We start from the raw sequence: 26854 nt of genomic DNA on the forward strand, positions 1-26854 counted from the left end.
CCTTGTCCCGAAGATCTTGGCGGTCAGGTCCTCGCCGTCCGCGGCGGTCGCGATGGCGATCCCGGAGTCGGGGTGCAGGTGGTCCACGTGCGGCGCCTCGACCAGTCCGTGCATCGCGGTGTCGATCGACGGCGCCGCACCGCCCTTGCCGTGCAGGCAGTAGTCGAACGCGGCGACCATCTCGTCCTCGCGGTCCACTCCCGGGTAGACGTCGACCAGCGCGCGCATCCGGTCGAGGCGGAGCACCGCCAGACCGGCCTCCTTCAGCGTGCCGAGGTCGCCGCCGGACCCCTTCACCCAGAGGAGCTCGACGGGCTCACCGGTGACCGGGTCGGTCTCGGTGCCCTTGGCCGAGGTGTTGCCGCCCGCGTAGTTGGTGTTCTTCGGGTCGGCGCCGAGACGGTTGCTGCGAGCGATCAGCTCGTGCGCCGCGGAGGTCGAGGGAGTGGTCATGGTTCCTTCCGGGGGTGGGGAAGTCAGGGAGAGTGGGGTCGGGGACCGATCAGGTCCAGGACATCTGGGTGCCGCCGACGCGGGCGGCCTCGATCTCGGCCTGGTAGCCGGACTCGGCGTAGGCGCGCATCGGGTCGGCCGGCAGGCCGCGCTCCTCGCGCCACGCCGCCAGCGGGCCGCGCACGTCGGTATAGAACGCGTCCATGAAGACCTGGTGGGCGCCGAGCACGTCGCCGGTGGCCTGCGCGGACTCCAGCGCGTCCCGGTCGACGAGCAGCGCGCGGGCGGTCATCTCCTGGACGTTGAGCACCGAGCGGATCTGGCCGGGGATCTTCGCCTCGACGTTGTGGCACTGGTCGAGCATGAACGCGACGTCGGAGTGCCCGTCGGGGTTGGCGGGACCGTAGCCGCCGCCGCGGATCACCTCGAACATGATCCGGAACAGCTGGAACGGGTCGGCCGCGCCGACGATCAGGTCGTCATCGGCGTAGAAGCGGCTGTTGAAGTCGAACGAGCCGAGCTTCCCCAGGCGCAGCAGCTGCATCACGATGAACTCGATGTTGGTGCCCGGCGCGTGGTGGCCGGTGTCCAGGCACACCACGGCCCGCTCGCCCAGCGCCGCGACCTGGGCGTACGACGTACCCCAGTCCGGCACGTCGGTGTGGTAGAACGCCGGCTCGAAGAACTTGTACTCCAGGACCAGTCGCTGCTCCTCGCCGAGACGGTCGTAGATCGTCGAGAGCGACTCGGCGAGCCGGTCCTGGCGACCGCGCAGGTCCGCCTGGCCGGGGTAGTTGCTGCCCTCGGCGAGCCAGATCTTCAGGTCGCGGGAGCCGGTCGCGTCCATCACGTCGATGCACTCGAAGTGGTGGTCGATCGCCTTCTGTCGGATCTTCGGGTCCACGTGGGTCAGGGCGCCGAACTTGTAGTCGTCGTCCTGGAACGTGTTGGAGTTGATGGTGCCCAGCGCGACCCCGTGGTCGGCGGCGTGCGCGCGCAGCGCGGCGTAGTCGTCGACCTTGTCCCACGGGATGTGCAGGGCGACGGTCGGCGCCAGGCCGGTGAACCGGTGGACGGTCGCGGCGTCGGCGATCTTCTCCTCGACGCTGCGCGGGGTGCCCGCGGTGCCGAAGACCTTGAAGCGGGTGCCGGAGTTGCCGAACGCCCAGGACGGGAGCTCGATGGCCTGGCCCTGGAGCTGGGCCGCGATCGCGGCGAAGTCAGTCATCACGGTTGCTTTCTGCGTGTACGCGGTTGAGCTGGTCGTCGAGGTTGAACACCTCGTCGAGCTGCACGAAGCCCTGATCGGGGCCTGCCCGTCGATTCCGGTGAAGTACGCCGCCATCTGCGCCTGCCAGCGGGCGTTCACCTCGGTGTCGTCCATCGCCGCCTGCGCGGCGGCCAGGTCGTCGGCCTCGACGTACCCGATCAGGAGACCGTCGGACCGCAGGAACAGGGAGTAGTTGCGCCAGCCCGTGTCGGCGAGCGCGTCGAGCATCTCCGGCCATACGGCGCGGTGGCGCTCGGCGTACTCGTCCATCCGGTCGGGACGAACCTGAAGGCTGAAGCAGTAGCGGGGCATGGGTGACCCTCCTCCCTGGTTCCTGCGGTCGTGGGTGGTGCTGGCCGGCGCCGGCCGGGGACGGCCGGCGCCGACCTGAGGGGGTCCGCCGCTCGGGACGGCGAACCCGTCATCGACTCAGAAGTCGAAGTCCCCGATGTTGTCGGCGTCGAAGACGAACGGGTCGCCGAGCAGCACGGTGTTGTCCGCGCCGACGGTGTACTCGCCGAGGCGACCGGCCTCGAAGGTGTCGCCCTCGCCCTCGATGTCGCCGTCGGCCAGGGCCTTGGCGGTCCAGGCGGCGAGGTAGCCCAGGTCCTCGGGGTTCCACAGAGCGAACGCGGTGACGGTGCCGTCCTCGACGTACTCACGCATCTGGTTGGGCGTGCCCAGACCGGTCAGCGCGACCTTGCCCTTGGCGTCCGAGGTGGACAGGTAGCGCGCGGCGGCGGCGATGCCGACGGTGGTCGGCGAGATGATGCCGGCCAGGTCGGGGTGCTTCTGCAGCAGCGCCGCGGTGGCGTCGAACGACTTCTGGTCGTCGTCGTCACCGTAGACCGTGTCGACGACCTCGATGTCGGGGTGGTTCTCCTCGAGCTCGGTGTTCATCAGCTCGATCCACGCGTTCTGGTTGGTCGCGTTGGCGGCGGCCGAGAGGAACGCGATCTCGCCCTTGTCGCCGATCTGCTCGGCGATCAGGTCGACCTGCGCCTGGGCGATGCCCTCGGCGTCGGCCTGGTTGACGAAGATGTCGCGGCAGTCGGGGTTGGTGTCCGCGTCGTAGGTGACGACCGGGATGTCGGCGTCCATCGCCTCGCCGATGGCGTCGCAGAGGGCGTCGGGGTCGTTGGCCGAGATCACCAGCGCGCTGCGGCCCTGCTGGGTCGCGGTGTTGATGTACTGGACCTGACCGGCCGGGTCGTCGCCGTTGGCCGGGCCGACCTGCTCGTACTCGCCGCCGAACTCGTCGATGGCGGCCTCGCCACCGGCGTTGCTGGTGTCGAAGTACGGGTTGCCGAGGTTCTTCGGGATGAAGGTGTAGGTGCCACCCTCACCGCCGTCGCTACCGCCGTCGCCGCCGTCGTCACTGCCGCAAGCGGTCAGGGCCAGGCTGGCGGCCAGCGCGGCAGCCGCGAGGCTCGCGAAGCGTCGCTTCTGGTTCAACATGTGGTTTCCCTTTCGGATGGTTCCGGCAACGTCGCCGGGATCAGCTCAGCGACCGCTTGCCGGCGCTGTGCGAGGAGCGACCCGAGGACCGCGCTCCCCTACTCACCTCGACCACACGGCGGGCCGCGGCGAGGAGACTTGTGGACATCACCGAGAGCACGAGCAGCACTCCGATGACGATGTTGATGACGTTGATGGTCTCCCCGTTGAGGAGCATCGCCCGCTGGATCACACCGATCAGCAGCACGCCGGCGAGCACGCCGTGCAGCGCGCCTCGGCCGCCGAAGATCGACACGCCGCCGAGCAGCACCGCGGCGATCACGGAGAGCTCCAGGCCGGTCGAGTTCTCCGCCCGGGCCACCCCGGTGACCAGGGTGGTGTAGATCCCGACGAAGCCGGCGACGGCGCCGGAGAGGACGAAGAGGATCGCCTTGGTGCGGGCCACGTTGACACCGGTGAAGTGCGCCGCCTCGTCGTTCTGACCGATCTCGAAGATCCCGCGGCCGAACGGCGAGAAGTGGATCAGCAGGGCGAACGCGATCGCGAGCACCGCGAACGGGATCAGGATCATCGGATACGGCTGGTCCTCGAAGATCCGCTGCTTGGCCCAGTCGGTCCAGCCCTCGGGGAACTCGGTGCGCGACTCGGTGCCGAGCAGGCCCGCCGCGATGCCGCGGAAGAGCGCCAGGGTGCCGATGGTGACCGCGATGGAGGGCAGTCCGACGTAGGCGATCAGGAATCCGTTGAAGGCTCCGCAGAGCACCCCGATCCCGATCGCCAGCAGCGCCGCGGTGGTGGCGGAGAGGCCGCCGTCGTCGATCAGCATGCCGAACGCCACGCTGGTCAGGCCGACCGTGGAGGCGACGGAGAGGTCGATCTCGCCGGTGATGATGATCGCGGTCATCGGCAGCGCCAGCAGCAGCACCGAGGCCGAGTCGCGGAACAGGTAGTACATCGTCTGCGGGCCGTCGAAGTAGGCGACCTCGGAGCGGGAGTAGACGACCGCCGCGATCAGCAGGGCGATCACCGCGAACTCACGGCTGAAGATCACCCGCTGCCACATCGGCCGGGAGAACGCGGCGTAGGTGCGCTCCACCGACGGGCTGTCCGCGGTCGATTCGGGGGACAGGGTGCTCATCGGCCGCCCTCCTTCGAGTCGGTGCCTGCTGCGTCGCTGCCGGCTGGGTCAGGTCGGTCCGGGGCGGCGGAGCCGCCCGGTAGCACCGGATCCAGCGTCGGTGAGGTCGCGTGCGAGGTCGGTTCGTCGTCACGGGCGGCGACCAGCCGCTTCTCCTGGCGCAGGACCAGGACGCGGTCGAGGGTGATCGCGCCGACGATCAGGGCGCCGACCACCGCCTGCTGCCAGAAGTCGGAGATCCCGAGCACCGGCAGCGCACGGTTGATGGTGACCAGCAGGAAGGCGCCCAGCGCGGCGCCCCACACGGTGCCGGAGCCACCGAAGATGGCGACGCCACCGATCACCGCGGCGCCGACCGCCTCGAACTCCACGCCGGAGCCGACGCTGGAGGAGACGGTGCCGAACCGGGCGGCCGAGACGGCGCCGGCCAGGCCGGCCAGGGCGCCGGAGAGCACGAAGGCGAACATCACCCGGCGGCGGATCTTGAGGCCGTAGAGCTCGGCCGCGCCCGGGTCGGAGCCGATCGCGTAGAGCTCGCGGCCGCCGCGGGCGGTCTGCAGGTAGTAGCCGACCGCGCAGAGCACGACCACCGCGACGATGGTCAGCACCGGGATGCCGAGGATCGACTCGGTGCCCAGGTTGCGGAAGGCGCGCGGCATGTCGTCGGCGTTGATCCGGTCGCTGCCGGCCCAGGTGAGGAACACGCCGCGGTAGATGTACATCGTGCCGAGGGTGATCACCAGGGCGGGGACGCGGCCGAAGGCGACCAGGATGCCGTTGACCAGGCCGAGCACCGCACCCATCAGCACCGCGGCCAGCACGACCGCGATGATCGGGAGGTTGGTGTCGATGAACAGCCGCCCGGTCAGGTACGCCGTCAGCCCGAGCGTCGAGCCGACCGAGAGGTCCACGTTGCGGGTGATGATCACCGCGGTCTGGCCGACCGCGAGCAGGATCAGCATGGACGGGGTGAGCAGCAGGTCGCGCCACCCGGTGGAGCTGAACAGGAACGACTCGGACTTCAGCGTGGTGACCGCGATCAGCAGGACCAGCACGATGGCGACCGCGAGCTCGCGCGAGCGCAGCGCCTCCTTGACGACGCGGCTCAGCGTGGAACCGCCGCTGGGGTGGGTCAGGCTGCTCATGCGGGCACCTCGGCGGAGTCCTGGCCCGAGCCCTGGCGGGCACCGGCGTGCGCGGGGTCGGCGTTGGTGGCGGCACGCATGATGTTCTCCGGGTTGGCGTCGTCGCGGTGGATGTCGGCGGTGATCCGGCCCTCGTGCACGACCAGGACCCGGTCGGCCATCCCGAGCACCTCGGGCAGCTCGGAGGAGATCATCAGGATCGCCAGGCCCTGACCGGCCAGGTCGGAGAGCAGGCGGTGCACCTCGGACTTGGTGCCGACGTCGATGCCGCGGGTGGGCTCGTCGATGATCAGCAGCTTGGGGTTGGTGGCCAACCACTTGGCGATGACCACCTTCTGCTGGTTGCCGCCGCTCATCGTCGCGGCGTGCATGTCCAGCGCGTTGGTCTTCACCTCGAGCTTGGCGGCCCACGGCCCGGCGGCACGGTTCTCGGCGCGGGTGGTGAGCAGGCCGGCCGTGGTCAGGCCGCGGCGGATCACGGCGGCGATGTTGCGGGCCACCGAGGCCTCGGTGACCAGGCCCTGCTTGCGGCGGTCCTCGGGCACGAAGGCGATGCCGGCCCTGATCGCGGCGCGCGGGTTGCGCGGCGCGATCCGCTGGCCGTTCATGGTCACCGAGCCGCTGTCGTAGGCGTCCACGCCGAAGACGGCGCGGGCGATCTCGGAGCGTCCGGCGCCGACCAGGCCGGCCAGGCCGACGATCTCGCCGGCGCGGACCTGGAAGGAGACGTCGTGGAAGACGCCGGCGGTGTTGAGGTCGGCGACGTCGAGCACGACCTCGCCGATCTCGGCCGGGGCCTTCGGGAACAGGTCGGTGACCTCGCGGCCGACCATCTCCGCGACCAGCTTGTCGACGCTGGTCTCGGCGATCTGCTGGGTCGAGACGTAGGCGCCGTCACGCATCACGGTGACGGTGTCGCAGAGGTCGAAGACCTCCTCGAACCGGTGCGAGATGAAGACCAGGCCACGACCCTCGTCGCGCAGCGAGCGGGCGACGGCGAACAGTCGGTCGACCTCGACACCGGAGAGCGCGGCGGTCGGCTCGTCCATGATCAGCAGGGCGGCGTCGAGCGAGATGGCCTTGGCGATCTCGATGATCTGCTGGTCGGCGATGGAGAGGCCGCGCGCCGGGCGGCGCGGGTCGAGCACGACGCCGAGGCGCTCGAACAGCGCCTCGGACTCGGCGTACATCCGGGCCCGGTCGATGCGCCGGGCCGCGCCCAGCGGCTGGCGGCCCATGAAGATGTTCTCCGCGACCGAGAGGTCGGGGAAGAGGGTCGGCTCCTGGTAGATCACGGCCACGCCGGACGCCTTGGACTCGGCGGTCGAGGTGAAGTCCACGGCCTCGCCCTGGAACTCGAACACGCCGGCGTCGCGGCGGTGCACGCCGGCGACGATCTTCACCAGGGTCGACTTGCCGGCGCCGTTCTCACCCACGAGCGCGTGGATCGAGCCGGGGGCCACCCGCAGGGTCCCCGAGCGCAGGGCGGCCACGGCTCCGAACGACTTCGCGACGTCCTGGAGCTCCAGCACGTACGCCTGCGCGGGGCGTGCGGTGGGGTCTGACATCCGCTCCTCGCCTTCTTGATCGGGATTGAAAGGTTTCAATCGTCGCGGACACAGTGACGGTAGGTGACTGCTGTCACAGGCGTCAAGTGGTTCCTGAAACTTTGTTGAAACGAATCAACAACGAATCGAGACGGTGCGGCCGACGACGGTCCTCGCTCTAGGGTGTCTCCCACCACCCGATCAGCTTCACGGGGCCCCGCTCCGCCGACGAGACCGAGGATCGATGTGACCGACCTGAGTGCAGAGGGCGCCGAGGGTACGGGCGAGCGCGCCCGCGCGGTCTCGGTCAAGGACGTCGCCGCGGCGGCCGGGGTGTCGGTCGGCACCGTGTCCAACGTGCTCAACCGCCCGAGAAGGTCTCCACCACCACCCGTGAGCACGTGCTCGCCGTCATCGACGAGCTCGGCTTCGTGCGCAACGACGCCGCGCGCCAGCTGCGCTCCGGCAGCAACCACGCCGTCGGCATGGTCGTTCTCGACGTCCGCAACCCGTTCTTCACCGACGTCGCCCGCGGCGTCGAGGAACGACTCGCCGAGCACCGTCGACCGCTGATCCTGGGCAACTCCGGTCAGGACGCGGCCCGGGAGCAGATGCTGCTCGACCTCTTCGAGGAGCAGCGGGTCAGCGGGCTGCTCGTCTCCCCCGTCGGCGGCGTGCTGCCGCGGCTGCGGCGGCTGCGCGACCGCGGCACCGCGGTGGTGGCCGTGGACCGCCGCCTGGACAGCAGCGAGTTCTCCTCGGTGGCGGTCGACGACCGGCTGGGCGGGCGGATCGCCGCCCAGCACCTGCTCGACCAGGGACGTCGTCGCCTGGCCTTCGTGGGCGGCCCCCGCGGCCTGACCCAGGTGGAGCACCGCCTCGAGGGCGCCCAGCGGGCTGTCGCCGACGTGGGCGACGCCACCCTGCGCCTGGTGGTCACCGGGATCATGGACGCCGCCGCCGGGCGTCGGGGCGTCGAGGACCTGCTCGCTTCCGGAGGTCCGCGCCCGGACGCCATCTTCGCCGCCAACGACCTGGTCGCCCTCGGGGTGCTCCAGGCGCTCACCCTGGCCGGCGTGAGCGTCCCCGACGAGGTCGCGATCATCGGCTACGACGACATCGACTTCGCGGCCTCCGCCGCGATCCCGCTCAGCTCCGTGCGCCAGCCCCGGGAGCAGCTCGGCACCGTGGCCGCCGATCTCCTGCTCGCCACCATCGAGGACCCGGGACGCGCGGCCGAGGACGTCGTACTGGAGCCGTCCCTGGTGGTCCGCCGCTCCACGCAGGCCTGACCGGCCCGGCACGCCGGGCGACCCGTCGGGTCAGATCTGGGTGCCGAGCGCGGTGCCCACCAGGTAGGTGACGGCCATCGCGAAGAGGCCGCCGGCCACGTTGCGCACCACGGCGCGGCCGCGCGGGCCGTAGCCGAGCCGGGCGCTGGCCCAGCCGGTGAGGGCGAGCGCCGCGGCGACCGCGGCGACGGTCACCGGCACCCGGACCCCCTCCGCGACGAGCACGATCGTCAGCAACGGCAGCAGGGCGCCGAGGGTGAAGGAGAGCATCGAGGCCCAGGCCGCGTTCCACGGGCTGGTCAGGTCGTCGGGGTCGATGCCGAGCTCGGTCTCGGCGTGCGCGCCCAGCGCGTCCTCCGCGGTCAGCTGGCGCGCGACCTGGAGGGCGAGGTCCTGGTCGAGCCCCTTGCGCACGTAGAGGTCGGCCAGCTCGGCGAGCTCGTCGTCCGGGTCCTCGGCGAGCTCGCGCCGTTCGGTCTCCAGCAGCGCCTCCTCGGAGTCGCGCTGGGTGCTCACCGAGACGTACTCGCCGGCCGCCATGCTCATCGCGCCGGCGACCAGGCCGGCCACGCCGGCCACCAGGATCGCCGTGCGGTCGGTGGTGGCGCCGGCGACGCCCAGCACGATGCCGGCGGTGCTGACGATCCCGTCGTTGGCGCCGAGCACGCCGGCCCGCAGCCAGTTCATCCGGTCGTTGAGCCCGCGCTGGTGCGGCTCGTCGGGATGCTGGCCGGGCTCGACGCCGTCACCGGTCGTGATGGTCACGTCCCCATGATCCACCACGAGGGACGGGTGGGTCACAGCCCGAGGTCGCGGCCGATCAGTTCCTTCATGATCTCGTTGGAGCCGGCCCAGATCTTGGTGACCCGGGCGTCGCGCCAGGCACGGGCGACCCGGTACTCGTTCATGAAGCCGTAGCCGCCGTGGATCTGCACGCAGTGGTCGAGGATCTCGCCCTGGACCTGGCTGGAGTACCACTTGGCCTTGGCCGCGTCGACCGCCGAGAGCTCCTTCTTGGAGTGCGCGAGCACGCACTTGTCGATGTAGGCCTCGGCCACCTCGACCCGGGTGACCAGGTCGGCGAGCAGGAACTTGTTGTGCTGGAACTTGCCGATCGGCTGGCCGAACGCCTGACGCTCCTTGGCGTAGTCGACCGTCTCGGCGAGGATCTGCTTGGCGTGCGCGACGTTGGCGATCGCGCAGCCGAGCCGCTCCTGCGGCAGCTTCTGCATCATGTGGATGAAGCCCATGTTGAGCTCGCCGATGATCTCGGCGTCGGTCACCCGCACGTTCTCGAAGAACAGCTCGGCGGTGTCGGACTCCTCCATGCCGACCTTGTCGAGCTTGCGACCGCGGGAGAAGCCCTCCTTGGTCGCCTCGATGCCGAAGAGGGTGATGCCCTTGGAGCCCTTCTCCGGGTCGGTACGGACCGCGGTGACGAAGAGGTCGCCGGAGTAGCCGTTGGTGATGAAGGTCTTGGAGCCGTTGATGACCCACTCGTCGCCGTCGCGGACGGCCGTGGTCTTGAGCGCGGCGAGGTCGGAGCCGCCGGACGGCTCGGTCATCCCGATGCCGAGCAGGATCTCGCCCGAGGCGACGCCCGGCAGCCAGCGCTGCTTCTGCTCCTCGGTGCCGAGCTCCACGATGTACGGCGCGGTGATGTCGGCGTGGATGCCATGACAGGTCGGGTACGCCGCCCCCGCCTTGGCCAGCTCCTCCTGGAGGACCGCGTTGAACCGGAAGTCGCCGGCCTCGGCGCCGCCGTACTGCTCGGGGACCTCGAGACCGAGCAGGCCCTGCTTGCCGGCCTCGAGCCAGAACTCTCGCGGCAGCGCCTTGTCGGCGATGTGCTGCTCGGAGTTCGGCAGGACCGAGCGGTCGACGAACTCCTTCACCGATGCTCGGAACGCCTCGTGGTCCTCGTCGTAGATCTCGCGCTTCATGGACGCGATCCTACTCCCGGGTAGCCGAGTGCGGCACCGGTCCGGGTGAGGGACGGGTCACCGGCGCCGCGGTCAGCCGCCCTGCTGCTGGATCCACTTGTCGAGGTCGAAGATCTCCTTCGTCGTGGGCGCGGTGATCTCCACGTCCATGTCGAAGTCGGAGAACTCGAAGACGTCGACGCCGCTCTCCTCGAGCCGGAGCAGGTAGTGCGGCTCCTCGACCTGGACGTAGAGCGTCTCGGACTGGCTGCCCTCGGACTGGGTGACCTTGACCGCGTCCTTGCCGGAGACCTCTTCGACGCCCTCGGTCTGTGCGACCGCGTCCTCGCGGCCGTCCCGCTCGAAGAACCGGTCCAGGTCGCAGACCGGCCGCAGCGCCGAGCGCATGTCGTTGCCCTCGACCCACCGGTCGCCGATCGCCTCGGTCACCACCTGGTAGGTGTCCGGCGCGATCGCCTGCCAGTAGGCCTCGTCGGGTCGCAGGTAGACCTGGTTGTCGACGGACCGGAACTCGGCGCTCCCGCCGCTGGGGAGGGTCATCGTGCCCTCGCAGTCCCCGCTCGAGGTGGAGATCAGGTCCACGTCGATCAGTCCGTCGGTGCCGGACTGGAACTGTCCCTCCACCCGCGCGACCTCGAGCACCGCCATCTCCTTCTCGGCCGCGTTCACGATCTCCTTGGGCTCCCCCTCCGCGAACGCGCTGTCCGTGCCCGACGGGTCGTCCTCCTCGCCGCCGGAGCCGGCGGTGAGCACCGCGGCCGCGATGCCGACTGCGATCGCGGTGCCGGCGGCCACGCCGCCGACGACCCACCAGCGGCGGCCCGAGCGCCGGCGTGACGGCTGCCAGCCACCCCCCTCGGTCGGCGCGCCGGAGCCGCCGTACGAGCCGTTCCCGGCCTGGTACGGCGGCGGTGGTCCCGGCGGCGCGCCGCTGCCGGGCAGCGACCCGCTGCCGGGCGGAGCGAACGGTCGGGCGGCCGGGTTGGCGGTGGCGGGGCGGCCGGTCGGGGTCACCGGGCGGAGCGCGGTCGGCGCGGGCGGCGCGGGCACGGCCTGGCCGGCGCCGGCCGGCATCCGCAGCGCCGCCTGGAGGTCGGCGCGCATGGCCGCGGCGGACGCGTACCGGTCCGCCGGCTCCTTGGCCATCGCGGTGCGCAGGATGCGGTTGGTGGCCTGGGCCATCGCGCTCCCGTCGGCCAGCTGGGGCACCGGGTCGTTGATGTGAGCGCCGATCACCTGGTACTCGGTGGTGCCGCGGAACGGGGACTCCCCGGTGAGCGCCACCCACAGCAGGCAGCCCAGCGAGTAGATGTCGGCCGCCGGACCGGCCGAGGCTCCGGCGTGCAGCTCGGGCGCCATGTAGGACGGGGTGCCGACGGCCGAGGAGCTGAACCGGGTGGCCGCCGCGTTCATCCGGCGGGCGATGCCGAAGTCGCAGAGGTAGGCGCGGACCTGACCGCCGCGGATCCGGACCAGCACGTTGCCCGGCTTGATGTCGCGGTGCACCAACCCGGCGTCGTGCGCGTCGGCGAGGCCGCTGGCGACCTGCTCGATCACCTCCAGCGCATTCACCATCGGGGGCACGCCCGCGGTGCGGATCAGCTCCCCGAGGTCACCGTCGACGATCAGCTGGCTGGCGATGTAGAGGTAGCCGTCCTCCTCTCCGTGGGCGTAGACCGCCACCACGTGGGAGGACTCCAGGGACGCCTGCGCCCGCGCCTCGCGGGTGAACCGCTCGCGGAACTCCGGGTCGTGCGCGTAGTGCGGCGCGATCACCTTCAGGGCGACCTCGCGACCGAGGTTCTCCTCCAGTGCCCGGAACACGACGCCCATGCCGCCCTGGCCGAGCTGCTCGAGGATCCGGAACCGTCCGATCCGGGCACCCGGGGTCGGGTATCCGAGGGCCGGTGGGGAGCTCATACCCCTGTTTCTACCCGACGTCGCCGCGGATCACGCCTTCCGCCGGTCACGAGCCGAGCAACTCGTCGACCCAGGCCGGGACCAGCTCGCCGGCCTTGCCGTGACGGGAGTCGTGGAAGAAGAACGAGCCCTCGCTCGGCTCGAGGTTGAGCTCGGTGGCCCGGGCGCCGTGGCGACGGGCGTGCTGGACGAACCCGGCAGCCGGGTAGACGGCCCCGAGGTGCCGATCGACACGAAGATCTCGGCGTCGGTGAGATGGTCGATGATCCGGTCCATCTCGTAGGGGATCTCACCGAACCAGACCACGTCGGGCCGCAGCTCGGTGGCGCCGCAGCCGGGACAGAGGGGCCGGTCGGCCAGCGTGCCGGTCCAGGCATGCCGCTGGTCGCACGCGGTGCACCAGGCCTTGAGCAGCTCACCGTGCATGTGCACCACCCGCTGCAGCCCGCCGCGCTCGTGCAGGTCGTCGATGTTCTGGGTGACCACCAGCAGCTCCTCGCCGACCGCGGCCTCCAGCCGGGCCAGCGCCTCGTGCGCCGGATTCGGTACGACGCCGGCCAGCGCCGCACGCCTCTCGTCGTAGAACGCGAGCACCGTGGCGGGGTCCCGCTCGTACGCCTCCGGGGTCGCCACGTCCTCCACGTGATAGCCCTCCCAGAGGCCGTCGGCATCACGGAAGGTCGGGACACCGCTCTCGGCCGAGATGCCGGCTCCGGTCAGGACCACGATGCGACTCACGTCACGCAGCGTACGGGAGCCCCCGCCCCACCCGACGCGGGTGCACCACGGTAAGACGCCGACGGGCCGTCCGCCCTGGGCCGTCCGCATACGCTGGCTGCGCTCCACTTCCCGACCTGCAGGAGGCCAGATGCGCGCCGACGCCCAGGCCAACCGGCAGGCCATCCTGCGTGCCGCGCGCGACCTCTACATCCTGCGCGGCCCGAACGTCCCGTTCAGCGCCGTGGCCGAGGCCGCCGGCGTCGGCATCGCGACCCTCTACCGCCGCTTCCCCACCCCGACCGACCTGAAGGTCGGCGTCGCCCGCTCCATCCTGGAGGGCGTCACCGCGATCGCCGAGCGCAGCCTGGCGACGATGGAGACGGACCCCGGGCGGGGCTGGCACTCGTTCGCGACCGGTCTCGCCGAGCTGCGGATGGCGGCGGTCTTCCCGCAGCTGACCGCGGACGTCGAGCCGGACGTCGAGCCGGACGTCGAGCCGGACGCGCGGCCGGCCGGGCTGCTCGCCGTACGGAAGGAGGTGTTCGAGGTGATCGGCCCGGTGATCGTGCGGGCCCAGGAGAGCGGCCTGGTCGACCCCGCGATGACGCCGCTGCAGGTGCACCTCGGGCTCTCCTGGATCAGCCGCCCGCTGCCGGAGATCGCGCTGACCATGGTGCCCGGTCAGCAGGAGTGGATGCTCGACGTCTTCCTGCGCGGCCTGCGCCCCGACGCCCCCGGCTGAGCCTGGTTCACGGCTGAGCCTGCTCAGCGGATCCGCACCTTGCGGCTCACCACGCTGCCCTTCGCGTGTCCGGGGAGGATCGCGGTCACCCGGACCTGGAGGGTCCTGCCCCGGTCGGCCCGACTGACCAGGTAGGTGCGCCGCGTCCCGGCCTTCCCGGTGACCTTCCGGCCGTTGCGGAGCCACTGGTACGCGAGCCGGCTCGGCGCCGGCCGCCAGCGGACGGAGGCGACGGCGACCTTCCGTCCGACCGTCTTGCGACCGGTGATCGCGGGGGTCCTGGTCGCGTTCGGCGCGGCGCCGAGGGCGACCCGGGCGCCGGGGGTCGACGTGGTGGAGGTGCCGCCGTGGGCGTTGCGCCCGGTCGCCGTACAGACGAGCGTGCGGCCGCGGTCCGGGGCGGCCGGCCGGTAGACGCGGGCCCGGCCGACGGTGGCGCCGCCGCGCCGCCACTGGTACGTCACCGAACGCGCCCCGGTGAAGTCGGCGTCGCACGTCAGCGGCGCACCCACCCGCGGCCGGCCGGCGATTCGCGCGGCTCCTCGCACGGTCACCGGCGGCACGTCGGTCGATCGGACGCTGAGGGTCGGCTTCCCGGCGTTGCCGTCCGGGATCCGCTGGCGGCCCCAGATCACGGTCTGGCGGCCGGCCGGATCGATCGCGGCCGCCATTCCCCAGGTGTGCCAGTCGGCGTCGGCGACCGTCTCGGAGAGCACGTAGGAGCTGGACCAGGCGCCGGCCTCGAACTGACGCACCCGCACCTCTCCGTTCTGCTGGTTCGCGTGGTTGCCCCAGGTCGCCACCGCGGTGGCGCCCGGACCGCCGGCGAGGTCGATCGCGCGGGCGATCTGCCCCGGGAGGGTCCCGGCGCTCCCGAGCGTCACCGTCGATCCCGCCCACCCGGCGGCACCCGGATTGCGGTGCCGCGCCTTCATCGCGCCGTCGTCGGACCAGACGACCACGGTGGTGCCGTCGCCGGTCGTCACCGCTTGCACGTACGTCGGCCGCAGCGTCGAGGTCGACCGCAGCTCGGCGTTGCTCCCCCAGGACCCGCTCGCGGACCGCACCCGGGCGTCGACCCGGTGGGTGCCGCCGGACTGGTCGCGGGCGTAGGCGACGGTCAGCGACCCGTCGCTGCCCGGCGCCACGCTCGGGGAACGCACGTCCGTCCAGCTGCCGGCAGCCGAGGCGACCACTTCCTGGGTGGGCCAGGTGTTGCGCCGGGTCGAGCCGATCGCCACCCGCACCTGGTCATGGCGCCCGGCGTCGGTCTCGTTGGCCCACGCCACGACCGGGCGACCGGCGCGGTCCACCCGCAGGTCCGGCAGCCGGGCGTTGCCGATCCCCGGCGAGAACACCGTCGGACCGGCGAACGTCTTGTTGCGACCGGCGGGCCGGCGCCAGGACTGCAGCTGGTAGTCGGAGGTCTGGAATCGGTAACCGGAGGCGACCACCGTGACCACGCCGGCCGGCGCCACGGCGACCTGGTGCTGGGTGCCCGACAGGTTCACCGGGGCCTCCCACCGTGTCGCGCCGGCGGGACGCACGGTCAGCTGCACGCCGGTGCCTGGTCGCGACCACCCCACCGCCACGGTGCCGTCGTCGCCGACCGCCAGCGCGGGGTCGTAGACCGTGCCCTCGGTGACCTGGACGGCACGCCCCCAGGTCGTCGCCCCGGGTGCCCGCACGCTGACGTAGCCGGAGTACCCGACCAGGAAGGCCACGACGGTGGAGCCGTCGGCGCCCGCGACCACCTCCGCCTGGTGGGTGGCACTGATGACCCTCGGATAGGTGTGCACGGTCTGACGCGGCGCGAAGTCGCCGGCGTCCGGGGCGGCCGACGCGGGCGAGGGTGGGAGCCCGACAGCGAGCAGCGTCGCGGCGAGCATCACCACCACGCCCGTCCCGACGTAGCGCCGGGCGACCGCGGTCGCCCTCCCTGCCGTCGCCGTCGCCTGCGCGGGCAGAAGTACGCACCGCATCGCCTCACCCCGTTCATGTCAGCTGTTCACGTCAGCCGTGCACTCGCGACCGTGCACTCCAGAAAGGGCGTCCCGACCCGGACGAGTCGTCCACCGACCACGCTAGGCCGGACGCACGGGGCGCGCAGGCAGTTGCGCAAACCCGTGGGCCGCCCCGATCACTATGCTCGGCGATCGCAGCCGACCGGGCCCGGAGTCGGTGCGGAAGCGAGGAGAGGCATGACGACCGACGACATCGTGGACGCCGAGGGCCTGGTCAAGAGGTTCGGGACCTTCCGCGCGCTGGACGGCCTCGACCTGAGCGTGCGCCGGGGTGAGGTGCACGGGTTCCTCGGACCCAACGGGGCCGGGAAGTCGACCACGATCCGGATCCTGCTGGGGCTGATGCGCCACGACGGCGGCCGGATCACGCTGTTCGGTCGCGATCCCTGGCGCGAGGGCACCCGGCTCCGCGGCGACGTGGCCTACGTCCCGGGTGACGTCTCGCTCTGGGCCGGGCTCACCGGCGGGCAGTGCATCGACATCCTGGCGGGGGTCCACGGCGGACTCGACCCGGTACGGCGCGACGCTCTCGTCGAGCGTTTCGACCTGGACCCGACCAAGCGCGCACGCGACTACTCCAAGGGCAACCGGCAGAAGGTGGCGCTGGTGGCCGCCCTGGCCGGCGAGGTCGACCTGATCGTGCTCGACGAGCCCACCTCCGGGCTCGACCCGCTGATGGAGCAGGTCTTCCAGGAGGTCGTGCGGGAGCGGTGCGCGGAGGGCGCGACGGTGCTGCTCTCCAGCCACATCCTCTCCGAGGTCGAGGCCCTGGCCGACCGGGTCAGCATCATCCGGAAGGGCAGGACGGTCACCTCCGGTTCGCTGGCCGACCTACGGCGGCACACCCGGACCACGGTGCACGCGATCACCACCCGCGGCATCGAGGGGCTCGCCGACCTGGACGGGGTGGACGACCTCGCCACCGGCGCGGTCGACGGGGGCCGCGAGACCAGGTTCACCGTCGCACCGACCGGGCTCGACCGTGCGATCGGCCTGGTCCACACCGCCGGCATCCACAGCCTGACCGTGGAGCCGCCCAGTCTCGACGCGCTCTTCCTCAGCCGCTACCGCGACGACGAGACGCAGGCCGCCGGCTGATGACCGGCACGCTCCTGCTGTTGCGCACCCTGTGGCCGGCGCAGCGCCGGCGGCTGGCCGTCTGGGTCGCCGCCGCCGTGGCCGGCATGGCCCTCACCGCCCTGTCGATCGCGCAGCTCTACGACACCCCCGCCAAGGTGAGGTCCTACGGCGAAGCGGTGGTGAGCGACGCACTCGTCGCGATCAACGGGCGGGTCGAGGGCATCGACACCCTCGGCGGCATCATCCAGGACGAGTTCGGCTTCATCGCCTCCTTCCTGATGCCGCTGATCGGCATCGCCCTGGTCGCGGCGATGACCCGCGCCGAGGAGGAGTCCGGCCGCCTCGAGGCGCTGCTGGCCGGGCGGATCGACCGGCGGGCGCCGGTGCTGGCCACCCTGATCCTCGTGGTCGCCGCGATCGCGGTGATGGTGCTGGGCTTCACCGCAGCGCTGCTGGCCGCCGGGATCGATCTGGGGTCAGCGGTGCTGTACTCCCTCGCACTCGGCTCGGTCAGCCTGGTCTTCGCTGCCCTCGCCGCCGTGTGCGCCCAGCTGGTGCTGCACAGTCGTGGGGTCCACGCGCTGGGCTTCGCGGCGCTGGGGGCGTCGTACCTGCTGCGCGGGGTGGGGGATGTCAACGACTCGTTCTGGGTCTGGCTCTCGCCACTCGGCTGGCTGGAGAAGACCGCGCCCTTCGCGAGCCAGCGCTGGTGGGTGCTGCTGGTGCCGGCGGCCGTCACGCTCGTCCTGGCCGGGACCGCGGTGCTGCTGGCGGGCCGACGCGACCTCGGCGCCGCCGTGCACCGGCCCGGTCCCGGCGCCTCCGCCGCGTCGCGGCTGCTGGTCCGGCCGGTCGGCCTCGCCGCGCGCGGTCAGGCCGGGGAACTGGTGGGCTGGCTGATCGGGTCGCTGGCCCTGGCCGGCGTGATGGGCGCGCTCGCCCAGGAGGTCGTCGACGCGATCCTGGGCAACGCGTCGCTGACGAGGGCGATGGGGATCGACCAGGACACCGCCGCCGACGGGTTCCTCGCCCTCACCCAGGTCTACCTGGCGCTCGTCGCCTGCGGGTATGTCGTCCAGGCCGTGGGGACGCTGCGGGCCGAGGAGGCGTCCGGACGCCTGGAGCCGATGCTCGCCGGCAGCACCGGCCGCCTGCGCTGGTTCGCCGCCCGGATGCTCGTCATCGTCGCCGGGCTCGTGGCGATCGTCGTACTGTCCGCACTCGTCTTCGGAGCGACGACCGCGCTCTCCACCGGCCGGTCGGGGTATCTGGGGACGCTGCTGCAGGCCGGCCTGGCCTACCTGCCGGCCGAGCTCGTCGTGGCCGCGGTGGCCGCTGCCCTCTACGGGTTCGTCCCGCGGGCCTTCGGGTTGGCCTGGGCGCTCTTCGCCGGTGTCGCCTTCATCGGCCTGCTCGGCTCGGGCCTCCAGCTGGATCAGTGGGTGCTCGACCTCTCCCCGCTCACCCACGTCGGCAACCCGCCCGCGGGAGACGTGGACGGCTCGGCGCTGGGCTGGCTGGCGGCGGTCACCGTCGTGCTCGGCGCGGCCGCCGGCGTCGGGTTCCGACGACGGCGGGTCCCGTCGACCTGAGCCACCCGGGTCCGCGCAGCCTCGGGGATCGGCCCGGTGTGGCGGGGGTGTGGACACCCGCGACCGAGGTCCCTAGCGTCGAGCACGGAGGGTGCGCGCGCCCTTCCTCTCCGGCCGCCGACAGGGCGGGCCGACGACGTAACAGGAGCTGCAGTGGACCAGAACGAACCGACCGCGTCGATCGAGTCGGCACACGCCGAGCTGTTGCGAACCTTCCCCTTCTCCGATGTCGAGGACTTCGAGGACGCGGACCGAGGGTTCATCGCGACGCTCGACGACCCGGCCGTCCGGAACGCCGACGGGGACGTCGTCTGGGACGCTTCCACCTTCGACTTCCTCTCCGGCGACGCGCCGACGTCGGTGAACCCCAGCCTGTGGCGTCAGGGACAGCTGGTGGCGAAGCACGGTCTCTACCAGGTCGTCGAGGGCCTCTACCAGGTCCGCGGCTTCGACCTCTCCGTCGTCTCGTTCATCGAGGGGGAGACCGGCGTGGTCGTGGTCGACCCGCTGCTGACCGCCGAGACCGCGGTGGCCGCGCTGGCGCTGTACCGGGAGCACCGCGGCGATCGGCCGATCGTGGCGGTCGTCTACACCCACTCCCACATCGATCACTTCGGCGGCATCTTCGGGATGGTCAGCCAGGAGGAGGTGGATGACGGGAAGGTGCAGATCGTCGCGCCGGACGGATTCCTGGAGCACGCCATCGCGGAGAACGTCTACGCCGGGACGGCGATGTCGCGGCGCTCCGCCTACATGTACGGCGCGACGCTCGCGCGCGGCCCCCAGGGCCAGGTCGGCGCCGGTCTGGGCCAGAGCACCTCGACCGGGGAGCCGGGGATCATCGTCCCGACCCTCCTGATCACCACCACCGGAGAGACCCACACCTTCGACGGGGTCGAGATCGAGTTCCAGATGGCGCCGGGCACCGAGGCGCCCAGCGAGATGCACCTCTACTTCCCCGGCTTCCGGGCGTTGTGCATGGCCGAGAACGCCACCCACACCCTGCACAACCTGCTCACCCTGCGTGGCGCGGTCGTGCGCGACCCGCACGTGTGGTCGCAGTACCTCACCGAGGCCATCGTCCTGTTCGGCGACAAGACCGACGTGCTCTTCGCCCCCACCACTGGCCCACGTGGGGCACCGACAAGGTCGTCGCGCACCTCGCCATCCAACGAGACCTCTACGGCTACCTGCACGACCAGACCCTGCGGATGATCAACAAGGGGATGACCGGCGCGGAGATCGCCGAGGTGATCGAGCTCCCGCCGGCGGTCGTCAACACCTGGAGCACACACGGCTACTACGGCTCGGTCTCCCACAACGTGAAGGCGATCTACCAGCGCTACATGGGCTGGTTCGACGGCAACCCGGCCCGTTTGTGGGCGCACCCGCCGCAGGCCCTGGCCGAGCGTCACGTCGCCGCCATCGGCGGCCTGGACCGGACCGTCGAGCTCGCCCAGGAGGCCTACGACTCGGGCGACTTCCGTTGGGCCGCGACGCTGCTGGACTACGCGGTCTTCACCGACGCCGACCACGCCGCCGCCCGGTCGCTGTACGCCGACACGCTGGAGCAGCTCGGCTACGGCTCCGAGAACGGCACGTGGCGCAACTTCTTCCTCTCCGGAGCCACCGAGCTCCGCGAGGGCAACTTCGGGACGCCGCTGTCCGCGAACTCGCCCACGATCATGGCGCAGCTGTCGCCGGAGCAGATGTTCGACGCGATCGCGATCACCGTCGACGGTCCCCGCGCCTGGGACTTCGACCTGGCCCTCGACATCACCTTCACCGACCTGGACCGCAGCTTCCACGTGACGCTGCGCAACGGCGTGCTGGTCTATCTCGAGAGGGAGCCGGAGGACGCAGCGGCGCTCCACCTGAGGCTGACCAAGCCACGCCTGCTCGGGATGCTCGCCGGGGACACCTCGACGGACGGTGTCGAGGTCGACGGCGACATCGGCGTGCTGGAGTCGCTGCTCGGCGTACTCGACCCGGGCGACCCGGACTTCGACATCGTCGTCCCCTGACCGGAGCGGTCGGCGGCCACCGGCACCACCGGTGGCCGCCGACCGCGGTGGTTCCTCGTCTAGCTCGACACGAGGGACGGCGCCGCCGCGGGACGTAGCCACGCGATCGCGATCGCCGACGCCACGATGCCCGCAGCGCCGGCGATCCAGAGCACGCCCTGATAGCTGTGGACGGCGGCGATGCCGGCCGCAGCGCAACCGACGGTGGACCCGATCGCCGAGGCAGCGAAGTAGGCCCCGTTGGCGCGTGTCGGTGACCCGTGCGCGAGGCGGGCGGCGAGGTCCGGTGCGGCCAGGCGCGGGATCGGTATGCCTTGGTAGGTGATGAGCATCGTGAGGGCGGCGAGGACCAGGACGGGTGTGGTGAAGAGCCCGACCAGGGCCATCGCCATCGCGCCGAGGCCACGGACGAGGGTCCCGGCGGTGAACACCTCCAGCGAGGTCGTGCGGGCCAGGACGCGGCCGGCGATCAGCAGGGTGGCGATGTTCAGGCTGCCGGCGAGGCCCACGAGCAGGGCGGTGCCGGTGTCGGTGAACCCGTAGACGGCGGGCATGACGTTGGCGAGCTGGCTGACCAGTCCGTTGCTGCCGAGGGAGGAGACGAAGACCACGACCAGGAACCCCGCGAAGGCAACGCCCGTCAGCTGACTCCGGGCGGTGTGGTCGCGGGACCCCCGCGCGGGCACCGGCGCTTCCCCGGACCTGATCGAGGACGCCACGTCGTGCGTGGTGAGCCAGGTGACCAGCGCTGCGGCGGCGAGCACCACGGTGCACACCAGGAAGATCGAGGACGCCGCCCACGCGAGCTCCGTCGCGACCGCCACGATCACCGCCCCGACCAGGACGCCGACCGGGTAGGCGAGGTTGAAGCGGGTGAGCCGGCGCGCCGCGACGTCGGCCGGGTCGCCGGCTCCGACGATGAGTGCCGGGCCGATCGTGCCCTGTGCTGCCCACGCCGCTCCGAGGAGGAGTCCGAACAGCGGTGAATACCACTCCACGGCGGCGTCGACGGCGAGGAGAGCGTAGGAACCTGCCATCGCCACCAGCGACAACGTGTAGGCGACCCGGTGCGTCCGGGTCCGGTCGACCAGCGACCCCACCACCGGCCCGATGGCCGCGGCCAGGCTCAGCACCGCGAACACCACCCCCACGCGCCACGGCTCGCCGGTGACGTTCGTGACGAACGGCGGCAGCAGGAGGGTCAGGAACGATCCCGTGGCCGCGCCCGTCGCGACGTTCGAGAGCATCCACCACTCCGGCGCCGCCGTCGTACCCCCGCTGTGAGGCCTCACCAGGGTCCCCCGGGCATCGAGCCAGCCACGACGTCCACCTCTCCCCGCTGGTCGACAGCCGGACCGCAGCCGGTTCCGCTACCGTCACCCTCGGCGGACATGGTGCCACCATCTCTTCACCCCCACCGATACCTGCAGCTGACAGCGAGGACCCGGATGAGCACTCCCGAGACGGTCGACTGGGACAACTTCGCCCGTGCCGAGACCGCCCACTACCTGACCGAGCAGCTCCAGAAGGCTCCGGTCAACGAGTACTTCCACAACCGGGTCCCGGTGAACGTCGAGAACCAGGTGATCATCCGGTCCAACGTGGACCTGATCTACTCCTACGCGGTGGTCGACGTCACCGAGCAGGCGACGTTCTCCCTCGCGCCGTCCGAGGAGTACCAGATCGACCAGATCATCGATGAGAACCACTACGTCGCCGGCGTGGTCTACCCCGGCGAGACCCTCACCCTGCGCAACAGCGACCTGACCAGCGGCACCCACGTCTACATCCTCGGCCGAACCGCGACCAACGGCGGGATCGACCGGGCCCACGAGCTGCAGGACCTGCGACGCATCGAGTCCGCGACCGCCAACCCCTACGTGGCCCCGAACTACGACCAGGACAGCCTGGTCGAGATGCGCAAGAAGATCGAGGCGCGGGCCGCCGAGGCGGACTTCAGCAAGGGCTTCGGCACGCCGGAGTCGACCACGCCCGAGCAACACGCCCTCGCCGCCGAGCTCGGTTGGGGCGGGCTGCCCCCGCAGCACGCGCAGTACTTCCAGGCCCGGACCACCAGCACCGGCTGCGACGCCTGGACCTTCCCCGTCCCGCCCCTGGACTACGAGCACAACGGCTACTTCTCGGTCATCAAGTACGACGACTCCGGCTGGCTCGACGTCGACCGGCCCGGCCTCTCCGACTCAGACATCTCCCGCAACGACGACGGGACGATCACGATCTGGTTCGGGGACGAGCGCTGCGCCGGCCGGGCGAACGTGATCGAGACGACCGAGGGCCAGGAGTTCTTCTACGGAATCCGGCTCTACCGACCCCGTGACGTCGACGAGACCCGGGCCTTCATCGAGCAGCTGCGGTCCACGCCGATCGCACCCGCCTGAGCTGACCCCCGGGTGGGACGGGCGTCGATGTGCCCGTGGTTGCCCGGCCCTCAGGGGGTCTGCAGGACGTGCACGGCGCAGACGGCGCCGAGCCCGACCATGTGGGCCAGCCCCGTACGGGCTCCGGGGTGTTGCCGGGCGCCGGCTTCGCCGCGGAGCTGGGTGGTGATCTCGCCGATCTGCGCGACGCCGGTCGGGCCGATCGGGTGACCGAAGCCGAGCAGTCCGCCGGAAGTGCTGACGGCGACCCGCCCGCCGAGGTCGAACTCGCCCGCGGCAAGGGACAAGGCGGCTCGACCCTCCTCAGCCAGGCCCATCGCCTCGATGTACTGCAGCTCCTCGATGGAGAAGGCATCGTGCAGCTCGACGACGTCGAGGTCATCAGGCCCGATGCCGGCCTGGGCGTAGGCGTCGGCCACCGTCGCGCGAGTCAGCTCCGCGTCGAAGCTCTTGGCTCCGTACAGCTCCTCGCTGCGCAGCGAGGACGACAGGACCCGCACGCACCGGCTCCGGTCGAGTCCGAGGTCGTCGATGGCGTCGTCGGAGACGACGACGACGGCCGCTGCCCCCTCACCGAGCGGGCAGCACTGAAGCCGGGTGAGCGGGCCTGCGATCGGTGGGCCGGCCAGCACCTCCTGGGGGCTGCGTGCCTTCGGGCGCTGGGCGTTGGGGTTGAGCGCGGCGTTGGCGAAGTTCTTCACCGCGACCGCTGCGAGATGCTCGGGCTTCGCTCCTGCTCGGTCGAGGTACTCGTCGGCCAGCAGCGCGAAGTGCGCCACCGGGGGCACGTAGTCCGCAGCGAGCGAGGGCACGCCGGTGGCGTTGCTGGCACCGGAGGAGGTCGGCAGCTTGTCGACGCCCAGCACGAGAGAGACGTCGCTGGTGCCTGCGGCCACGTCGTGGCAGGCGAGCCGGAATGCCGAGGAGCCCGACGCTGAGGCGTTCTCGACCTGCATCATCGGGATTCCGGTCACGCCGAGGTGCTTCAGCAGCGGCCGGGACGCGGCCATGCCGAGCATCGCTGTCGCCGTGTAGGCGCTGTCGACGCGTGGCCATCCCAGGCCCGCGTCACCGAGCGCCTGCCTGACCGCGGTCAGCCCGAGCTGGACGTACGGCGTCGGTCCGGGCTTCTGGAAGCGGTGCCACCCGACGCCTGCGACGTAGACCGGGCGTTGCTGGGCGAGGGTGATCTTCACGCTTCCTCCCGCGAGGTGCCAGCGGAGGTCGGGGTGAACCTGAGCTCGGCTACCTGGATGTCGTCTCGAGTGGCTGGGACCGTGATCGCCCGGACCCGGGTGCCGATCGACGCCTCGGCGGCGTCGACCAGCACGGCGCGCACCACCGGTCCCTCATCGAGCACAACCGATGCCAAGCGGTACGGCGTGGGCACCGCCGGGTCGGGGTGGACGTGAACGTCGGTGACTGCCGAGATCGTGCCCGCCCCGGCGAGGACGACGCGAGTGATCGCGTCCCCATGGTCCCCGTTCGCTTCGGACCCGTAGTCCTGGAACGGGAAGGACACATTGCCGGCGGAGTCGCGCAGACCGGTGAGCGTCGGGACGCCCGAGTCGTCGACGTCGTACAGCAGCGGATCGGCGGAGGCGATGTTGCGGGCGCTCATCGGGTGCCGATCGGAGCAGCGGAGCTCTTCAGGTACGGCTCCCGCAGAACGCGCTTGAGGTTCTTGCCCAGCGAGTTCACAGGGATCTCGTCGATGAACCGGATCTCCCGCGGCCACTTGTACTTGGCCAGCTTGCCGTCCAGGAAGGTGAAGAGCTCTTCGGTGCCGACGGAGCTGCCGGACACGGGCTGCACGAACGCCAGCGGCTGCTCGCCGTGATCCTCGTCGGGCACACCGATCACGGCGACGTTGGCGACAGCCGGATGCGTGGCCAGGACGGCCTCGGTCTCGGCGGGGTAGATGTTGACCCCGCCGGCGATGATCATGTCGGTGATCCGGTCGTAGAGGAACAAGACGCCGTCCTCGTCGAGGTGACCGACGTCGCCGGTGTGGTAGAAGCCGTCCTCGGTGATCTTGTCGGGACCGAGCGGCCCCCGCCCGATGTAGCCGCTGATGACGTTCGGAGTCTTGACGGTGATCTCCCCGGTCTCACCGACCCCGACAGGCTTGCCATCAGCGTCGACCACGCGCACCTCGACCTGCCGGAAGGGCATCCCGGTGGCGCTGGGCTTCGCCGCGAGCAACTCCGGGGTGGCGCCGGCGATCATGCCGGCCTCCGTGGCGCCGTAGATCTCGTAGATCACGTCGCCGAAGAGGTCGACGGTCTCCTGCTTGAGCTCCTGGCTGAACGGTGCGGCACCACCGAGCAGGTAGCGGATGGTCGACACGTCGTACTTGCCACGGACCTCGGCGGGCAGCTTGAGGATCCGCTGCAGCATCGTGGGCACGGAGATCCAGTGGGTGATGCCGTGCCGGGCGATCAGCGCGAGCACATCCTCAGCGTCGAAACGCCGCTGGAAGACGACCGTGCCACCGGATTGGAGGGCGAACTGGGTGTACGACGGTCCGGCACCGTGGTGCATCGGCAAGTTGATCAGGGTCTTGTTGCCAGGACCGCCGGCCGCCATGTCGAACATGACCGACATCCCGTAGTCAAGACGTACCTCGTCGCCGACGGCGGTCTGGAAACCGCCGAGCGGCGCGCCCTTCGGCGCACCGGTGGTCCCCGAGGAGTAGATGATGAGAGGAGCGAGCAGCTGGGCCGGACGGTCCTCGAGGTCACCGGCGTCGATCAGGTCGACCAGCAGTTCGGCTCCCTCGGCGGGCACGTCGACCGAGACGATGACCCTGAGGTCGAGGTCGGCCCACGCGTCGACGAGGGTCGCCGGGTCGGCGTCGTCGATGATGGCTGCGGTGACCTCGCAGTCGCTGGCGATGTAGTGCGACTCCGGCGGCGAGAGCCGGTAGTTGACCGCGACGATGACCGCGCCGAGCTTGGCGAGCGCCAGGGAGACGATCATCCACTCCAACCGGGTGTGCATGCGAACCGCCACGCGGTCACCGGCCCTCACTCCCCGCTGCGCGAGCGAGGAGGCGAGCTTGTCCGCCTGGACGTTCCATTCCCGCCAGGTCAAGGTCCGGTCGTCTTCGGTGGCACAAACGGCGTCGATGTCGGCAGGCGCGAACGCCGGTGCCGGGGTCAGTTCAGGCATCTCTTCTCCTCGGGATCGATGGTGCTGGGGACCGGCGTCAGGAGAGGCCGCCGCGGGCGCCGCCGCTGACGGGGATGACCTGACCGGTCACGAAGTTGGACAGCGGCGAGGCGAGCCAGAGGATGGCGTCGGCGGCCTCGGTGATCGTGCCGGTGCGCCCCATGGCGGCGCCGAACATGGGGCGCGGGGCGAACAGGTCGCGCTCCTCGGTGGGATCGAAGCCCATCGCCTCCAGCGTCTTGTCCGGCACCCCGAGCGGGACCTCGCGCCCACCGACCTTGATCGATTGCTGGGCAGACTGCGGAGCCCCGAAGCGGGTCTGGATGACCCCGAAGGCGACGGCGTTGACGTTGACGTTCGCCGTGCCCCACTCCACGGCGAGCGTCTTGGTGAGGCCGACCAGACCCGCCTTCGCTGCGGCGTAGTTGCCAGCGCCGGGGTTGCCGAAGCTGGCCGCCAGGGAGGTGACGTTGACGACCTTGCGGTGACGGACGCTCCCTTCCTTCGCCTCGGCGCGACCCGCGTCTCGGAAGTAGGGGGCGGCAGCACGGCAGATCCGGAAGGGCGCCAGCAGGTGAATGTCGAGCATTGCCTGGAACTGCTCGTCGCTCATCTTGTGGATCGGAGCGTCCCAGAAGTAGCCGGCGCTGTTGACGATGATGTCGATCCCATTGCCCGCCGCAGCGACTTCCTCGATGAGCCGATCGGGCATCGAGGGGTCGGTGAGATCACCAACGAACGTGGTCGCTCCGCCGCCGATCTCACTCGCCACCTCCCTTGCGAGGTCGGCGTCGAGGTCGACCACGACGACTCTCGCCCCGTTGGCTGCCAGCGTCTCTGCCGTCGCGCGTCCGATGCCGTTGCCGGCACCGGTGACGATCGCGGTCTGGCCCTCGAGCAGTGAACTGCTGAGCGTCGGTTTGGTGAGCATGG

22 protein-coding genes and 1 pseudogene are annotated in these 26854 nt (G+C 71.1%); 7 read left to right on the forward strand and 16 right to left on the reverse strand.

What is annotated here, in order from left to right; translation table 11 throughout:
• Positions 1 to 78: 78 nt before the first annotated feature.
• From FIV43_RS23565 to FIV43_RS14285, 6 genes and pseudogenes are all read right to left on the reverse strand, one after another.
• Positions 79 to 453 (reverse strand): annotated as a pseudogene (locus FIV43_RS23565) (class II aldolase/adducin family protein); the annotation flags it as partial.
• Positions 454 to 502: 49 nt separating this feature from the next.
• On the reverse strand, positions 503 to 2035 hold the full coding sequence (gene rhaI, locus FIV43_RS14265; RefSeq protein ID WP_141014667.1) for an L-rhamnose isomerase: 1533 nt from the start codon (positions 2033 to 2035) through the stop codon (positions 503 to 505).
• 117 nt (positions 2036 to 2152) lie between these two features.
• Positions 2153 to 3181: a rhamnose ABC transporter substrate-binding protein gene (rhaS, locus tag FIV43_RS14270; RefSeq protein WP_141014668.1), complete on the reverse strand. Its 1029-nt coding sequence runs from the start codon at positions 3179 to 3181 to the stop codon at positions 2153 to 2155.
• Between the two features lie 40 nt (positions 3182 to 3221).
• Entirely contained in the window at positions 3222 to 4319 is a 1098-nt protein-coding gene (locus tag FIV43_RS14275; protein WP_141014669.1) for an ABC transporter permease, read from the reverse strand.
• A complete protein-coding gene (locus tag FIV43_RS14280; protein ID WP_141014670.1) occupies positions 4316 to 5464 on the reverse strand; it encodes an ABC transporter permease in 1149 nt (382 codons plus the stop codon). The genes FIV43_RS14275 and FIV43_RS14280 overlap by 4 nt, the downstream gene beginning before the upstream one ends.
• Entirely contained in the window at positions 5461 to 7032 is a 1572-nt protein-coding gene (locus FIV43_RS14285) for a sugar ABC transporter ATP-binding protein (RefSeq protein WP_141014671.1), read from the reverse strand. Before FIV43_RS14285 ends, FIV43_RS14280 begins: the two co-directional genes overlap by 4 nt.
• Positions 7033 to 7412: 380 nt before the next feature.
• Here FIV43_RS14285 and FIV43_RS14290 point away from each other — a divergent pair, with 380 nt between their 5' ends.
• The gene (locus FIV43_RS14290; protein WP_231123400.1) at positions 7413 to 8303 is read left to right on the forward strand and encodes a LacI family DNA-binding transcriptional regulator; all 891 of its coding nucleotides are present in this window, start codon (positions 7413 to 7415) and stop codon (positions 8301 to 8303) included.
• Positions 8304 to 8333: 30 nt separating this feature from the next.
• Here FIV43_RS14290 and FIV43_RS14295 read toward each other — a convergent pair whose 3' ends face one another.
• The 4 genes from FIV43_RS14295 to FIV43_RS14310 all read right to left on the reverse strand — a co-directional run bounded on the left by FIV43_RS14295 (position 8334) and on the right by FIV43_RS14310 (position 12904).
• A complete protein-coding gene (locus FIV43_RS14295) occupies positions 8334 to 9068 on the reverse strand; it encodes a VIT1/CCC1 transporter family protein (RefSeq protein ID WP_231123401.1) in 735 nt (244 codons plus the stop codon).
• Positions 9069 to 9100: 32 nt separating this feature from the next.
• Positions 9101 to 10246 (reverse strand): acyl-CoA dehydrogenase family protein, encoded by a 1146-nt coding sequence (locus tag FIV43_RS14300; RefSeq protein WP_141014672.1) that lies wholly within the window; start codon positions 10244 to 10246, stop codon positions 9101 to 9103.
• A 72-nt stretch (positions 10247 to 10318) separates the two neighbouring features.
• Positions 10319 to 12166, reverse strand: a complete 1848-nt coding sequence (locus tag FIV43_RS14305; protein ID WP_141014673.1) for a serine/threonine-protein kinase — start codon at positions 12164 to 12166, stop codon at positions 10319 to 10321.
• A 30-nt stretch (positions 12167 to 12196) separates the two neighbouring features.
• A complete protein-coding gene (locus tag FIV43_RS14310; RefSeq protein ID WP_231123402.1) occupies positions 12197 to 12904 on the reverse strand; it encodes an NAD-dependent deacylase in 708 nt (235 codons plus the stop codon).
• 130 nt (positions 12905 to 13034) lie between these two features.
• Between FIV43_RS14310 and FIV43_RS14315 the strand changes: the two genes are divergently transcribed.
• Positions 13035 to 13628 carry a TetR/AcrR family transcriptional regulator gene (locus FIV43_RS14315; RefSeq protein WP_181407502.1) on the forward strand — a complete coding sequence of 198 codons (594 nt, stop codon included), beginning with the start codon at positions 13035 to 13037 and terminating at the stop codon, positions 13626 to 13628.
• Between the two features lie 23 nt (positions 13629 to 13651).
• Here the strand turns inward: FIV43_RS14315 and FIV43_RS14320 are convergent, their stop codons facing one another.
• On the reverse strand, positions 13652 to 15610 hold the full coding sequence (locus FIV43_RS14320; protein WP_141014675.1) for a hypothetical protein: 1959 nt from the start codon (positions 15608 to 15610) through the stop codon (positions 13652 to 13654).
• 219 nt (positions 15611 to 15829) lie between these two features.
• On the opposite strand from FIV43_RS14320, the gene FIV43_RS14325 reads away from it, so the two are divergent.
• The 4 genes from FIV43_RS14325 (at position 15830) to FIV43_RS22595 (ending at position 20348) form a co-directional block, all read left to right on the forward strand.
• Entirely contained in the window at positions 15830 to 16750 is a 921-nt protein-coding gene (locus FIV43_RS14325) for an ABC transporter ATP-binding protein (RefSeq protein WP_141014676.1), read from the forward strand.
• Positions 16750 to 18324 (forward strand): ABC transporter permease, encoded by a 1575-nt coding sequence (locus FIV43_RS14330; RefSeq protein ID WP_141014677.1) that lies wholly within the window; start codon positions 16750 to 16752, stop codon positions 18322 to 18324. The genes FIV43_RS14325 and FIV43_RS14330 overlap by 1 nt, the downstream gene beginning before the upstream one ends.
• A gap of 153 nt (positions 18325 to 18477) precedes the next feature.
• Complete coding sequence (locus tag FIV43_RS22590; protein ID WP_231123403.1) at positions 18478 to 19539, forward strand: alkyl/aryl-sulfatase; 1062 nt, start codon at positions 18478 to 18480, stop codon at positions 19537 to 19539.
• Complete coding sequence (locus FIV43_RS22595; RefSeq protein ID WP_231123404.1) at positions 19536 to 20348, forward strand: alkyl sulfatase dimerization domain-containing protein; 813 nt, start codon at positions 19536 to 19538, stop codon at positions 20346 to 20348. Before FIV43_RS22590 ends, FIV43_RS22595 begins: the two co-directional genes overlap by 4 nt.
• Positions 20349 to 20407: 59 nt before the next feature.
• Here the strand turns inward: FIV43_RS22595 and FIV43_RS14340 are convergent, their stop codons facing one another.
• Positions 20408 to 21595: an MFS transporter gene (locus tag FIV43_RS14340; protein WP_141014678.1), complete on the reverse strand. Its 1188-nt coding sequence runs from the start codon at positions 21593 to 21595 to the stop codon at positions 20408 to 20410.
• Positions 21596 to 21796: 201 nt separating this feature from the next.
• On the opposite strand from FIV43_RS14340, the gene FIV43_RS14345 reads away from it, so the two are divergent.
• Positions 21797 to 22747 carry a DUF1214 domain-containing protein gene (locus FIV43_RS14345; RefSeq protein ID WP_181407503.1) on the forward strand — a complete coding sequence of 317 codons (951 nt, stop codon included), beginning with the start codon at positions 21797 to 21799 and terminating at the stop codon, positions 22745 to 22747.
• Positions 22748 to 22797: 50 nt separating this feature from the next.
• On the opposite strand, the gene FIV43_RS14350 is transcribed toward FIV43_RS14345, so the two are convergent.
• The 4 genes from FIV43_RS14350 to FIV43_RS14365 are packed head-to-tail and all read right to left on the reverse strand — an operon-like array spanning position 22798 to position 26852.
• Entirely contained in the window at positions 22798 to 23943 is a 1146-nt protein-coding gene (locus FIV43_RS14350; protein WP_141014680.1) for a thiolase family protein, read from the reverse strand.
• The gene (locus tag FIV43_RS14355) at positions 23940 to 24368 is read right to left on the reverse strand and encodes a Zn-ribbon domain-containing OB-fold protein (protein WP_141014681.1); all 429 of its coding nucleotides are present in this window, start codon (positions 24366 to 24368) and stop codon (positions 23940 to 23942) included. Before FIV43_RS14355 ends, FIV43_RS14350 begins: the two co-directional genes overlap by 4 nt.
• Positions 24365 to 25921: a class I adenylate-forming enzyme family protein gene (locus FIV43_RS14360; RefSeq protein ID WP_141014682.1), complete on the reverse strand. Its 1557-nt coding sequence runs from the start codon at positions 25919 to 25921 to the stop codon at positions 24365 to 24367. Before FIV43_RS14360 ends, FIV43_RS14355 begins: the two co-directional genes overlap by 4 nt.
• A gap of 37 nt (positions 25922 to 25958) precedes the next feature.
• Complete coding sequence (locus FIV43_RS14365) at positions 25959 to 26852, reverse strand: SDR family NAD(P)-dependent oxidoreductase (RefSeq protein WP_141014683.1); 894 nt, start codon at positions 26850 to 26852, stop codon at positions 25959 to 25961.
• Positions 26853 to 26854: the final 2 nt, after the last annotated feature.

This window comes from Nocardioides sambongensis, from assembly GCF_006494815.1.
Taxonomy (GTDB): Bacteria; Actinomycetota; Actinomycetes; order Propionibacteriales; family Nocardioidaceae; genus Nocardioides; species Nocardioides sambongensis.